The sequence below is a fragment of the Plantibacter sp. genome (assembly GCF_059073635.1).
In genome coordinates, this window is sequence record NZ_JCACOF010000010.1 from 601,647 (window position 1) to 614,104 (window position 12,458).

General features: G+C 64.9%; 10 protein-coding genes. 6 read left to right on the forward strand and 4 right to left on the reverse strand.

From position 1 onward, the window contains the following. Nucleotides 1–13 precede the first annotated feature (13 nt). Genes AC5JOC_RS15045 through AC5JOC_RS15065 form a run of 5 tightly spaced genes read left to right on the forward strand, consistent with a single transcriptional unit; the run spans nucleotide 14 to nucleotide 6,645 of the window. Nucleotides 14–955, forward strand: a complete 942-nt coding sequence (locus tag AC5JOC_RS15045; RefSeq protein WP_494246709.1) for an ABC transporter permease — start codon at nucleotides 14–16, stop codon at nucleotides 953–955. After that, nucleotides 952–2,760, forward strand: coding sequence for a dipeptide/oligopeptide/nickel ABC transporter permease/ATP-binding protein (locus tag AC5JOC_RS15050; RefSeq protein ID WP_494246710.1), 1,809 nt, complete (start codon nucleotides 952–954; stop codon nucleotides 2,758–2,760). Before AC5JOC_RS15045 ends, AC5JOC_RS15050 begins: the two co-directional genes overlap by 4 nt. After that, nucleotides 2,757–3,629, forward strand: a complete 873-nt coding sequence (locus AC5JOC_RS15055) for an ATP-binding cassette domain-containing protein (protein ID WP_494246711.1) — start codon at nucleotides 2,757–2,759, stop codon at nucleotides 3,627–3,629. Before AC5JOC_RS15050 ends, AC5JOC_RS15055 begins: the two co-directional genes overlap by 4 nt. Further along, the gene (locus AC5JOC_RS15060; protein ID WP_494246712.1) at nucleotides 3,626–4,822 is read left to right on the forward strand and encodes a family 1 glycosylhydrolase; all 1,197 of its coding nucleotides are present in this window, start codon (nucleotides 3,626–3,628) and stop codon (nucleotides 4,820–4,822) included. The genes AC5JOC_RS15055 and AC5JOC_RS15060 overlap by 4 nt, the downstream gene beginning before the upstream one ends. Next, the gene (locus AC5JOC_RS15065; protein ID WP_494246713.1) at nucleotides 4,819–6,645 is read left to right on the forward strand and encodes a family 43 glycosylhydrolase; all 1,827 of its coding nucleotides are present in this window, start codon (nucleotides 4,819–4,821) and stop codon (nucleotides 6,643–6,645) included. The genes AC5JOC_RS15060 and AC5JOC_RS15065 overlap by 4 nt, the downstream gene beginning before the upstream one ends. Nucleotides 6,646–6,849: 204 nt before the next feature. Here the strand turns inward: AC5JOC_RS15065 and AC5JOC_RS15070 are convergent, their stop codons facing one another. The 4 genes from AC5JOC_RS15070 to AC5JOC_RS15085 all read right to left on the reverse strand — a co-directional run bounded on the left by AC5JOC_RS15070 (nucleotide 6,850) and on the right by AC5JOC_RS15085 (nucleotide 11,312). Next, nucleotides 6,850–8,067 carry an alpha/beta hydrolase gene (locus AC5JOC_RS15070; protein WP_494246714.1) on the reverse strand — a complete coding sequence of 406 codons (1,218 nt, stop codon included), beginning with the start codon at nucleotides 8,065–8,067 and terminating at the stop codon, nucleotides 6,850–6,852. A 109-nt stretch (nucleotides 8,068–8,176) separates the two neighbouring features. Then, nucleotides 8,177–9,427, reverse strand: a complete 1,251-nt coding sequence (locus AC5JOC_RS15075; RefSeq protein WP_494246715.1) for a metal-dependent hydrolase family protein — start codon at nucleotides 9,425–9,427, stop codon at nucleotides 8,177–8,179. Then, nucleotides 9,424–9,918, reverse strand: a complete 495-nt coding sequence (locus tag AC5JOC_RS15080; protein WP_494246716.1) for a GAF domain-containing protein — start codon at nucleotides 9,916–9,918, stop codon at nucleotides 9,424–9,426. The genes AC5JOC_RS15075 and AC5JOC_RS15080 overlap by 4 nt, the downstream gene beginning before the upstream one ends. Further along, nucleotides 9,915–11,312 (reverse strand): MFS transporter, encoded by a 1,398-nt coding sequence (locus AC5JOC_RS15085; protein ID WP_494246717.1) that lies wholly within the window; start codon nucleotides 11,310–11,312, stop codon nucleotides 9,915–9,917. Before AC5JOC_RS15085 ends, AC5JOC_RS15080 begins: the two co-directional genes overlap by 4 nt. A 117-nt stretch (nucleotides 11,313–11,429) precedes the next feature. Here AC5JOC_RS15085 and AC5JOC_RS15090 point away from each other — a divergent pair, with 117 nt between their 5' ends. After that, a complete protein-coding gene (locus AC5JOC_RS15090) occupies nucleotides 11,430–12,302 on the forward strand; it encodes a MurR/RpiR family transcriptional regulator (RefSeq protein ID WP_494246718.1) in 873 nt (290 codons plus the stop codon). Nucleotides 12,303–12,458: the final 156 nt, after the last annotated feature.

Below are 12,458 nucleotides of genomic sequence, written 5' to 3' on the forward strand. Positions count from 1 at the left end.
GCGGGAGAACTTCGTGATCCTCTTCGTACTCCGCCGGCTCGGCGCTGGCTTGATCTTGATCGTCATCGTCACAGCCATCACCTTCTTCCTCACCTACGGCGCGAATATCCCCGTCGCCCGGAACATTCTCGGCCCCTCCGCCTCCGCCGACCAGATCGCCGCCCTCAACCACCAGCTGGGCCTCGATCTGCCCGTGCTCCAGCAGTACCTCAACTGGGTGATCGGCGTCGCACAGGGCGATCTCGGGAAGTCGTTCTTCTCGAACGAACCCGTCATCCAAGCCATGACGAACCGTCTTCCCGTGACCCTGTCCGTCGTCGCGCTCGCGGCGATCATCACCTTGATCATCAGCCTCGCGCTCGGCGTCGCCTCCGCGGCCAGACGAGGTGCGCTCGATGTCATCCTGCAGTCGATCTCGACCATCTCCTTCGTCTTCCCGGCGATCATCCTCGGCATCGTCATGGTGTTCGTGTTCGCCGTCACATTGAAGTTGGTCCCGGCGATCGGCTTCGTCCCGATCGAGAAGTCACCGACGGGCTGGTTCGGTTCGGTCATCCTCCCCGCCATCGTGCTGGCCATCGGCGGCATCGCCGCGCTGGCAGCGCAGGTACGCGGCTCGATGATCGACGAACTCGGCCGTGACTACGTCCGTACGCTGCGAAGTCGTGGAGTCTCCGAGCGGTCGATCCTGTTGCGCCATGCCCTGCGCAACGCCTCCGGGCCGGCGCTCACGACGTTCTCGCTCCAGTTCATCTCCATGTTCGGAGCCGCATTGTTCATCGAGAAGATCTTCGCTCTCCCCGGGTACGGCACCTATGCCTACACCGCCACCATCCAGGGCGACCTCCCCGCGATGCTCGGGGTCACCCTGTTCAGCATCATCCTCGTTGTCATCGTCAACCTGATCGTCGATATCGCGGCAGGCTGGCTCAATCCGAAAGCGCGAGTGGCATGACCGGCATCGTCCCCCCAGCCGACACGTCGGTATCCATCCCGAGCACGACCAAACGCGCCGGTGCCTTCCGCCGCTTGCTCCGCAAACCGCTCGGAGTCCTCCCCCTGCTGGTTCTGACGGCGCTCATCGCCGTTGCGATCCTCGCTCCTGTTCTCAGCCTGCACGACCCGAACTTCAGCTCGCTCGAGAACACCAATGCCCCCGTCGGAACTCCGGGGTATCCACTCGGAGCGGACCAGTACGGACGCGATATCTGGGCGCGTATCCTCTCCTCAATCAGTGTCTCCCTCATTTCCGGAGCGATCGGGGCCTCGATGGGAGCCATCGTCGGAACCGTGTTCGGGCTCATCTCTGGTTACGTGGGCAATCGCACGGATGCCGTTACCTCCTGGGTCTTCAACCTGGTGATGACCTTCCCGGCCCTGGTGCTCGTGATCATGTTGTACCCGGTCACCGGCGGAACCTATCAGGCGATGATGGTCATCTTCGGGTTCTTCCTCGCCCCCGGAATCTTCCGCCTGGTCCGCAACCAGGTCATCGGCGTCAGAAACGAGCTCTACGTCGACGCGGCGCGCGTCGCAGGCTTGTCTCCCCGCAGAATCCTGTCTCGGCACATCCTGTACGTCGTCCGGGGCCCGATCATCATTTCGGCCGCATTCCTCGCATCCGCCGCAATCGGCACGCAGGCTGGACTCGCGTTCCTCGGTCTCGGGTCCACGCAAGTTCCGAGCTTCGGCAGCATGACGGCGGACGCGTTCGTGAACATCTACGTCTATCCGCTCCAGCTGGTGTGGCCGAGCCTGTTCCTTGCACTGCTGACTGGGTCTCTCGTCCTGCTCGGAAACGCCTACAGGGACGTGTTGACCGAGCAGGCGGCGCCGTTGAAGCGGCGCCGCAAGACGGACGCTCCCACTGCAGCGGAGCCCATCGCGGCCGGTCCTGATGCGGGACAACTCGTGGACGATGGCCTGCTGAAGGTGCGCGGGCTCCGAGTGCAGTACCCACAAGCAGACGGGTCGTTGCGCTCTGTCGTGAGGGGTGTCTCCCTCGACGTCCTGCCCGGGGAGATCCTGGGGCTGGTCGGCGAGTCCGGGTCGGGTAAGACTCAGATCGCATTCTCGATCCTCGGTCTGCTGCCGAGAGAGGCTCGGGTCTCAGCCGATGTCCTCGCGCTGGCCGGTGAGTCGCTCCTGCACACCGATGCGAACGCGATGCGCAAGATCCGTGGCGGCGTGGTGTCCTACATCCCGCAAGAGCCCATGTCGAACCTCGACCCATCCTTCACGGTTGGAAGTCAACTGGTCGAGGGGCTCTCAAGCAGTATGAGCCGCACGGAGGCGAAGGCCACGGTGCTCGAGCTGCTCGAACGGGTCGGCATTCCGGATCCCATTCGAACGTTCAAGTCCTACCCCCATCAGATCTCGGGAGGTATGGCGCAGCGAGTGCTCATCGCTGGCGCCGTCGCGTCGCGGCCGAAGCTCCTCATCGCAGACGAACCGACGACTGCACTTGACGTCTCCGTCCAAGCGGAGATCCTTGATCTCCTCCGCGATCTGCAGAACGAGTACGGGATGAGCATTCTCCTCGTCACCCACAACTTCGGCGTCGTCGCCGACCTCTGTGACCGCGTGATCGTGATGCGCAGTGGCGAGCTGGTCGAAACCGGAACGGTCCGCGAGATCTTCCACTCCCCCACGCAGCCGTACACCCAGGAACTCATCGCCTCGATCCTCGACGAGGACACCGTACGCACCGATCCGGTTCCCGCCCCTCCGGCACCGGCCCAGAGAGGAACATCGCTATGACGCCGCTTCTCAGCGTCGCAGGCTTGCGCCTGCGCTACCCCAGCCGCGGATTCCGACAGAAGTCGCCCGAGGTTCTCCGAGGAATCGATCTCGAGGTCGCTGCCGGGGAAACCCTCGGCCTCGTGGGTGAGTCGGGATCCGGTAAGACGACCATCGGACGGGCGGTGCTCGGTCTCATCTCACCGACCGCAGGAACGATCACCTACGACGGCGCCGATATCACCCACCTTTCCGGCAAGAAGCGTCGCCCGCTCGCCCGGGACATCCAGGTGATCTTCCAAGACCCGTACAGCTCACTCAACCCGGCGTTGCAGATCGCCGACACGCTGGCGGAGCCGATGATCGCCCAGGGGGCACGACCCGAGGATGCTCGCAAGAGCATCGCGACGCTCCTCGACCAAGTCGGTCTGCCTGCAGACAGCGGCGACCGTTACCCGCGGGAGTTCAGCGGTGGACAGCGCCAGCGAGTCGCGATCGCTCGCGCGCTCGCGTTGCGACCGAAGCTCATCGTCTGCGATGAGCCGGTGTCGGCCCTCGACCTGACCACCCAGGCCCGTGTGCTCGACCTCCTGGTCGACATCCAACGCGAGACCGGCGTCGCCTATCTCTTCATCACGCACGATCTGTCCGTGGTTCGACACATCAGCCACCGCGTGGCGGTCATGCACCGCGGAGAGCTCGTCGAGACCGGCGACACCCGTCAGGTGACATCAACCCCGTCAGCCGAATACACCCGCAGCCTGCTGCTCGCAGCCCCGACAGCAGACCCCGACCGTCAGAAACAACGTCGCGAGGAACGAAGCAGGCTTCGCGGCGGAACTGCTTCACCGACCCCAGCCGGCACGACTACGAAGGACATTCGCTCTTGAACGATTCGACACCACGATTCCTCTGGGGCGCCTCCACCGCGGCCCACCAGACCGAGGGAAACAACATCAACGCCGACTGGTGGGTATACGAGCAGCTCTCGCCCTACTTCGAACACAGCGGCGACGCGGTGGACAGCTACCACCGCTATGAGGAGGACATGACGCTCCTTGCCGAGGCAGGGCTCGACTCGTACCGGTTCGGCCTCGAATGGGCGCGCATCGAACCGCTCCCGGGTGAATTCTCGATCGCTGAACTGGCTCACTATCGGCGCATGATCGATACGGCCCTGCGACTCGGACTCACCCCGGTCGTCACGCTCCACCACTTCACCAGTCCGCGATGGTTCATCGAAGAAGGTGGGTGGCTCGGCGACACCGCCATCGACCGCTTCTCGGCGTACGTCACTCGGGTCTGCGAGATCCTCGACGGCGTCGAATGGGTCTGCACGATCAACGAGCCGAACATGTTCGCGCTGATGACGCTCATGGGTGCCATGATGACCGGTCAAACGGAGGCAGCAATAGAGTCCCCCACCGTCCAGACCGACGGGGTCGTACAACTGCCGAAACCACCGATCGACACCGGCAAGCGTCTTGTGGAAGCCCACCATGCCGCTCGCGACATCCTCCATGCCCACACCTCCGCCAAGGTCGGTTGGACCGTCGCGAACCTCGCACTCTTCGCTCAGGTCGGCAACGAGGACGTGCTGACCGAAGAGCGCTACGCCCGGGAAGACCTCTACCTCGAGGGCGCCCGCGGCGACGACTTCATCGGCGTACAGGCCTACTCCGCTCAAGAGGTCGGCCCCCAGGGTCTGATCCCCCACCCCGAGCACCCCTCCAACACGCTCGTCGGCACCGCGTACCGACCTGACGCGCTCGGCATAGCCATCCGCCATACCTGGGCGGTCACCGGCGGTGTCCCGATCGTCGTGACCGAGAACGGCATCGCGACCGCCGACGATGAGCGGCGTATCGCGTACACGACTGGGGCGCTCGAGGGGATGTTCGCCGCGATGGCTGATGACATCGATGTGCGGGGATACCTGCACTGGTCGGCGCTCGACAACTTCGAGTGGGGCCACTGGGGGCCGACGTTCGGGCTCATCGCGGTGGATCGAGCCACGTTCGCGCGCCACCCGCGGCCAAGTCTGGCGTGGCTCGGTGGGGTCGCCCGGCGGAACAGCCTGTGACGGCTTCGCACGACCCAACACAATTGCAAAGGAGCTTCATGAGTAAGCGCACGCCAGCAGTGACATGCAACCCGGTGAACCTCGCCTACCGGTATCAGGACGTTCGTGTGACGGGCAGCGATCGATCGGTGCACCGGGAGGCGGCCGATCCCTCGATCATCCGGTTCCAGGATCGCTTCCTCCTCTTCGCCTCGATGTCCGGCGGATTCTGGCACTCCGATGACCTCGTCTCCTGGGTACACCGCCCGACAAACAAGCTCCCGCCTGCCGACTACGCCCCGGACGTGCGAGAGATCGACGGAGCCCTCGTCATCTCCGCGTCTCGCGCAACCGACAGCCCGTACTTCCGCAGCCTCGACCCGTTGGAAGACGACTTCGTGGAGATCAGCTCGGGCTTTCCGTTCTGGGATCCACACCTGTTCCAGGATTCGAACCGACGCACCTACTTCTACTGGGGATGCTCGAACACGGAGCCGCTCAGAGGTACAGAGGTCGATCGGCAGACGCTCGACCCCGTCGGCGAGGTCGTCGAACTCATCCGCGGGCAGCCAGAACAACACGGTTGGGAGAAGACCGGCGAGAACTATGTGACCGCGGTCCCGAAGACCGAGCGTGAACGTCTGATCGCCGAGCACGTCGGTACAGCACCGTTCATCGAGGGCGCATGGTTGACCCCGCACGACGGCCAGTACTTCCTGCAGTACTCCGCGCCCGGTACCGAGTGGAACACCTACGCCGACGGATACTACGTCGCTGAATCGCCGCTGGGGCCGTTCACCTACTCGCCCCACAGTCCCTTCTCACTGAAACCAGGTGGGTTCATCACCGGCGCGGGCCATGGAAGCACCTTCCAGGACGAGCACGGCAACTGGTGGCATGCAGCGACGATGCGCATCTCGATCAACCACTCGTTCGAACGTCGGATCGGGATCTTCCCAGCAGGCTTCGACGACGACGGTGTGCTGTTCTGCAATCAGAACTTCGCGGACTACCCGACCATCGTGCCAGATGGCCTCGTCGACCCGTGGACGGACACCTTTGCCGGGTGGATGCTGCAATCCTGGGGAGCCGCGGCGTCAGCCTCCTCCTCACGAGCAGGACACGACCCGGCGTCCACTGTCAACGAGAACATTCGCGACTGGTGGGTCGCTGACACAGCAGAATGCGGCGAGTGGCTCCAGCTCGATCTCCACACCGAGCGGACGGTGCACGCGATCCAGGTGAACCTCGCGGATCACGAGCTCGCAGCGATCGCCCCGGAACAGGACTCGGGACAGCAGTTCGATTACGAGTACCGAGCACTGTTCAGCGGCGACCGACCGACCCACTTTCACATCGATGTATCGAGTGATGGAGAGACTTGGACGACGGTCGTGGACCACGGCCCCGGGTCGGAAGAGGCTCCGCACGCGTTTCTCGTGCTCGAGGAACCGGCACGGGCTCGATTCGTGCGACTCATTGGTGGGCGGATGCCGTTCGACGGGCCGCTGGCGGTGAGCGGCCTTCGCGTGTTCGGTCTCGGTGACGGCACGCCACCTGCCCAAGTCGGTCCTGAGGCTTGGCGGATCGACGATCTCACGGCGCAGATCGACTGGGCTCCCAGCAGCAACGCGCAAGGCTACAACGTCCGCTACGGCATCGCACCGGACAAGCTGTACAACAGCTGGCTGCTCTACGAACAGACCTCGCTCGAGCTCCCCAACCTGAACGCCGGCCACGACTACTGGATCGCCGTCGATTCGTTCAATGAGAACGGCATCACCCCGGGCGATTCCACGCGCGTGGAACCGACTGCCCGCCAGGGTCTCTCCTCGCTCGGCTGAAGCCGCAGATTCACGAATAGCCGGGGTGCGCGGGAGAGCCGCGCTCCTCGACACGATTGTGGGCGAGCGCTCGGCGGTCGCCCACAATCGAAGTGACGTTCAGGACGGCGCCTCACGGGCGGCCGATGCAAGGGCCTCGGATCACCGCACTTCAGGAGCGCGGTGCTCCGGTTCCAGCTGAGCGGCGGGAGCTTGTGGACGGACCTACCCTCCGAGCAGCCGCCTCAACCCGTGAGCGAACAGGATCTGAGAAGAGAAGTAGTCGTGCCCATTCGGGCCGGTCAAGAGTTCGACCTCGAAACCCAGCTCTCGCAGGAGGTCGACAAACTCGTGAACCGCCGTGTACAGCGACGGGATGTCGTACACACGATCGACCTCGAGTTCACCGACCGTGAGGACGAAGCGTGTGTCGGAGGGTGCGGGGGCCGCACGAAACCGCTTGTACAGCTCTCGAGGCTCGTGCCCACGGGGCATGTATGCGATGCCCGGTGACGCAGCGATCACCTTCCCGAAGTGGGCGGAGCCATGAGCTGCTGACAGGATGGCGGCTGTCCCGCCTCCGCTGAACCCCGAGATGATGTTCCGTTCCCTGTCGGTCGGGAGCCCGTATGCCCCCTGAACCTCTGGGACCAGCTCGTTGCAGACGAACTCGTCAAGCGGAACATCGAACGTCACTTCCGCCTGCCGACTTTCGACCGGACTGTCGATGAAGATCATCGCCGTCGGTGGGATATCGCCGGAGAGGATGAGTGACTCAAGGAGGTTCTGCGGAGGCATGATCTCGTCGAGGCATCCTCGTCCGTCGAACGCCCACAGGACGTGCTCCACCGGCTCGTCCCCGGGCGGAAGATAGACCCAGTAGCGTCGTTCGGCGCCGAGGATGGTGCTGTGCATGCGATGCTCCGTCAGCGTCCCTGATGCCGGCACGGTGAGTGCGTCAACGAGTTCAACGTCACGGGTCGGGTCGAGATCAAGAACCGCCGACGGGTTCAGCGGATCCAGTCGGAATGAATACAGTGTCGCCGTCTGCTCAGCAGCCTCCAACCACGGTTCCCAGTGGCCGTGGATGTCCGGAGCGTAGTAGTAACTCACTCGGGTATCCCTCGGCAGCCGGAGCGTCAAGTGGAACAGGTCTGTCCCTGGAAGACGCCGGAGCAGATGCTGCTCCCAGTCGTTCAGGACGAGACCGCCCCCCAGTCCGACGTGCTGGGTCGCGCCGGTTTCGTCGCGCCAGATGAACGTGACAGCCATCCCAGCGTCGTCGTCGGGGATCGGTGCGACGATCGGTCCTCCTCCCAGCTCCACCTCGGCCCAGAACGCCCCCAAGACGGCAGCCGGGTCCTCGGCCGACGCCAGTGCCGTGCGGAGGGTCTCGATGCGGCTGCCGGACATCGGCTCCCGCCATCCGGTCTCATACCTCATCGCGAACCACCCGGCTCAACTCCTCGGGAATCGGTCTTCACGGTGCGCTCCTTCTCTCGTGCTCCTGCAGGCTGGTGTTCAGGCCCGTCCTGATCGACGGGGTGCGACGTCATTCAGCGGCAAGGTTCGCTGGCACAGGCAGGCCGCCTTGGATGACTGAGACGAGATGCTCCTGGATGTCAGCGAGCACGTTGATGTCGCTGCTCGGATCCGCGTCGAGGATGAGGAGGTCTGCCACCGCTCCCTCGGCGACCACACCGAGCTCGCCGGCTCGACCGAGCAACGCGGCAGCCGTCACGGTCGCGGAGCGAATCGCGTCGATGGCCGGCTGTACCTTCCCCAGTAGCCGGAACTCCTCGTTCTGATGACGCTGCATGCCCCCGAGCAGGTCTGACCCGTAGACGAGCTTCACACCGGCCTCATGAGCACGCCGGATGGCCTCGAGGCCGGTCTCGAGGACTGTGTCGACCTTCGCCCACATTCCTTCGGAGAGACCGAATTCGCGCCCCTCCTCCTTGAGCGCCCAGTAGGTGACCAGGGTGGGGACAAGGTAGGCGTCGTGCTCGAGGAAGAGGGCGAGACTCTCGTCGTCGAGGAGGTTGCCGTGTTCGATGGAACGAACCCCGGCGCGCAGGGCGCGGTTGATGGCCCGAGCCGTGTACGCGTGAGCTGCCACGTAGCGGTTCGCAGCGTTTGCCTCGTCGACCGCTGCCTCGATCTCAGCGATCGAGTACTGGGTCGAATCGATCCGGTCGGTCGGTGAAGACACCCCGCCCGACGCCATGATCTTGATGTGGTGGGCACCCTTGCGGATCTCATCCCGAGCAGCGGCGCGCACGGCGTCGACACCGTCGGCCACGGTACCGATACCGCAGCACCCGCGCGAGTTCCCGTCGTGATCCTCGCCCGGGAGCCGCATGTCGCCGTGACCGCCCGTTTGACTGAGGGCGTGACCGCAGAAGAAGATCCGCGGGCCTGCGAACAGGCCTTCCTCCTGTGCTCGTGCCAAGCCGTGGTCGGCACCGGAGAGGTCACGGACCGTGGTGAAGCCCCGCGCCAGGGTCTCCCTCATGATCCGCGCACTCTGGGCGTAGACGTAGGAGGCCGCATTGCGTTCGAGCTCTCGGAAATCGGCGCTGAACGCGGTGAGATGCACGTGGGCGTCGATGAGCCCAGGCATCACATAGCGGTCGGTGGCGTCGATGAGCTCGGCGTCCGCGGTGGCGAGTCCGGTACCGATCTCGACGATGAGGTCATCGACGATCCGGACGTCAGCGATCCGGTGGTCACCGTGGATGACGTCGATGACGGTGCCGCCGGCTATGACGGTCGTGTGGGAGGCGGGGGTCGTGCTGGTCATGCAGTTTCCTTGTCTGTGGAGCGGTCGAAGTGGTCGAAGGCTGCGGCGAGCCGATCGGCGAACTCGGCGATGACGGCGTCGACGGTCGCGACGGAGGCCTCATCGTAGGTCCCGTCCGCGTCGAGGATGGCGAGCACGCCAAGCACGGCGTCGGCGCGGACGATCGGCGCATTGATGACCGCGCCGCACCCCAGGGACCGGATGAGGTCGATGTCGGCGAACACCGCTGCGACGTCCGCCTCGTGGGCACCGAGGAAGGCCCGACGGTCGCGAATCACGGTGTCCAGCCACCCTCCGGAGACCTCGAGTGACTTCTCCGCACCGAGCGGGTAGACGTCGGGGTGGTTGCTCGCGACCCTGCGCAGCGTCCGGATCTCGGGAATCCACTGGAGGACGGTGAAGAGCCGGACGCCCGGGTCTGCGGCGATCCGCGCCTCCACGTCCTCGAACACCGTGGGCGTCCCACTCGCTCCCCGATACTCGGCGTTCATCGTCCCACCCCCGCTTCATCGGCTCGGCCGTCGGCCTGGTCACGCGCCTGGATGTCCTCAAGGGACCGGCCCGAGGTCTTGACCCCGAACACGACGACGGTGACGACGCCGACCACCAGGACGGCGGTCGTCAGTCCGAAGACCCCGCCGAAGCCGAGCGATGCGGCGGAGACACCGATGATGGTCGGGGCGAGGATGCTGCCGATCCGACCGACCGCGCTCGCGAAGCCGCTCCCAGTGGCACGCATCCACGTCGGGAAGAGCTCCGGGGTGTACGCGTAGACGCCGGCGTAGGTGCCGTTCAGGAAGAAAGAGAGGACGGCTGCTGCGACGACGATCATGGCGTCACCGCTGGACTGACTGAGCCAGAACGCGCTCAGGGCGGATCCGGTCAGGTAGATGGCGATCGTGTACTTGCGTTCCAGCTTGTCGTTGAGGAACGCTGCGGAGAAGTACCCGGGGATCTGCGCGAGATAGATGATGATCGAGTACTCGAAGCTCGTCGTGACGCTGATGCCGCGACTGATGAGCAGGGTGGGGATCCAGGAGAAGAACCCGTAGTACGAGAACGTGATGACGAACCAGACGACCCAGATCACGGCGGTCTTCCGCCGCATGGACCCCGTCCACATCGCGCGAAGGGCTCGCGGGATGGTGATCTTCTCTTCGCGTGCGGTGATCTCGAACGACTCCTGCTCGACCGGTGGTAGTTCCCGCTTCGTCGCAACACGCACGCGATCCTCCAGCCGGGCGACGACGGCCTCTGCCTCAGCCGTGCGCCCTTGGCTCAGCAGGTATCGCGGCGACTCCGGGAGGCTGCGGCGCCACCACAAGAGGAGGAGGATCGGGATCGCCGTGACGACCTGCGCCCAGCGCCAGCCGTCTTCGCCGATCGGCACGATGAACCGGCCGATGAGCGCGGCCCCGACGAACCCGAAGGAGAAGAACCCGGCCAGGCTACCGATGAACCAGCCACGCCGTTTCGGCGGGATGAACTCAGAGATGAAGGGGGCGATGATCACACTCTCCGCGCCGGCACCGAGCCCGGCGAGCACCCGGGCGACGAGGAAGACACCGAAGTTGGGGCTGAGGGCCGCGACGACGGACATGACCGTGTAGAACGCGAGCGCCCACAGCATGACGTTCTTCCGGCCGAACCGATCACCCAGCCAGCCCGAGAGGATGGCCCCGAAGAAGAAACCGAACGGGGCTGCGGAACCGACGAGCCCGAGCTGCCCGTTCGAGAGTCCCCATACCTCCTGCACGCTCGGGAGGAGGAAGGCGACGATGGCGCCATCCATGCCGTCGAAGGTGTACCCGAGCCCTCCGATGAGGAGGAGGGCGAAGTGCGGTCGGCTGAGAGGCAGCCGATCCAGTCGCGCCGTGATGGACATTCGTACTCCGTTTCCTGGCCCGACACCGTTGGTTGACCTTGTGCAGAAGACTATAGCTGCACGGGACCGTGCAGCTAGTAGCTGACACTAAAGTGGTGGTCTACGAGGGGTCAATCGATGAAACATGGAATTAACACGGACGATGTGACGGCCTGGCTCACTGCTCGCCTTGGGGAGAAGCGCCTGTCGCCTCGGCAGGACCGGGTTCTCTCCGTGCTGCGCGCTCAGCCGAGGCTCGCTTCCTACTCCTCCGCCATGGAGGTCGCCCAAGCGGCCGGCTCCAATCCATCGACGGTCACCCGGACGGCCCAAGCCCTCGGCTACGACGGGTGGGCTGAGTTTCAGATCGAGTTCCGATCGAGATACCTCTCGTCGCTGACTGCAGTGGAGGTGGCGGTCGAGCACCAGTCCACGGCGCAAAATCCGTTCCGGCTCGCAATCTCCACCGAGCAGGCGAACCTCGCCCACCTCGGACGATCGGTCGACGTGGAACTCGTCCGTGGCGTCGCCGAGGCCATCACGAACGCACGGCGCACCTGGGTGATCGCCGGCGGAAGCTACGCTGTGCCGGGGCGGGCCCTGGAGCACAATGTCGGCATCGCCGGTTACGACATCAGGCTGCTCGACGCTGACGTCGCGAGACTCGCCAACTCGCTCGCGAGACTCACGGCGGACGATGTCGTCGTCATCTTCAGCCTCTGGCGTGTCTACGACAGCACCATTCGCGCCGCAGCCATGGCGCAGGCAGCCAGCTGCACGGTGATCGTCGTCACCGATGACAATGCCTCCGAAGTGACGCGGCACGCAGGAACAATCCTCGTCGTGCCATCGGAGGGTGCTGGGTTCTTCCCCTCGCTCTTGCCGAGTCTCGCATTGGCTCAAGCGATCGCGGTCGAGGTTGCATCGATCGACCCGGTGCACTCTCGCTCGAGCATCGCGGCGTCCGAAGCAAGTTGGGATGAGCTTCGAATCATGCAGAAGCGAGGCTGACGCGACGACAGCTGGTTCCCCTCGGCCTGAACGAGGTCGACGAGACCGCGGCTGCGCTCCGTCCGGACCGGCCAGGGCATGGAGGCCGCGCTGCGAGAGCGATCCGGTAGAACGCCACTCATCCCGTGAGGTGGCGACGCCGGGACCGCTCTCGCG

What these genes read in the sequence shown, in the direction of transcription:
- AC5JOC_RS15050 (WP_494246710.1), top strand. Translation starts at nt 952, where the DNA reads ATGACCGGCATCGTCCCCCCAGCCGACACGTCGGTATCCATCCCGAGC.
- AC5JOC_RS15055 (WP_494246711.1), top strand. Translation starts at nt 2,757, where the DNA reads ATGACGCCGCTTCTCAGCGTCGCAGGCTTGCGCCTGCGCTACCCCAGC.
- AC5JOC_RS15070 (WP_494246714.1), bottom strand. Translation starts at nt 8,067, where the DNA reads ATGAGGTATGAGACCGGATGGCGGGAGCCGATGTCCGGCAGCCGCATC.
- AC5JOC_RS15075 (WP_494246715.1), bottom strand. Translation starts at nt 9,427, where the DNA reads ATGACCAGCACGACCCCCGCCTCCCACACGACCGTCATAGCCGGCGGC.
- AC5JOC_RS15080 (WP_494246716.1), bottom strand. Translation starts at nt 9,918, where the DNA reads ATGAACGCCGAGTATCGGGGAGCGAGTGGGACGCCCACGGTGTTCGAG.
- AC5JOC_RS15085 (WP_494246717.1), bottom strand. Translation starts at nt 11,312, where the DNA reads ATGTCCATCACGGCGCGACTGGATCGGCTGCCTCTCAGCCGACCGCAC.
- AC5JOC_RS15090 (WP_494246718.1), top strand. Translation starts at nt 11,430, where the DNA reads ATGAAACATGGAATTAACACGGACGATGTGACGGCCTGGCTCACTGCT.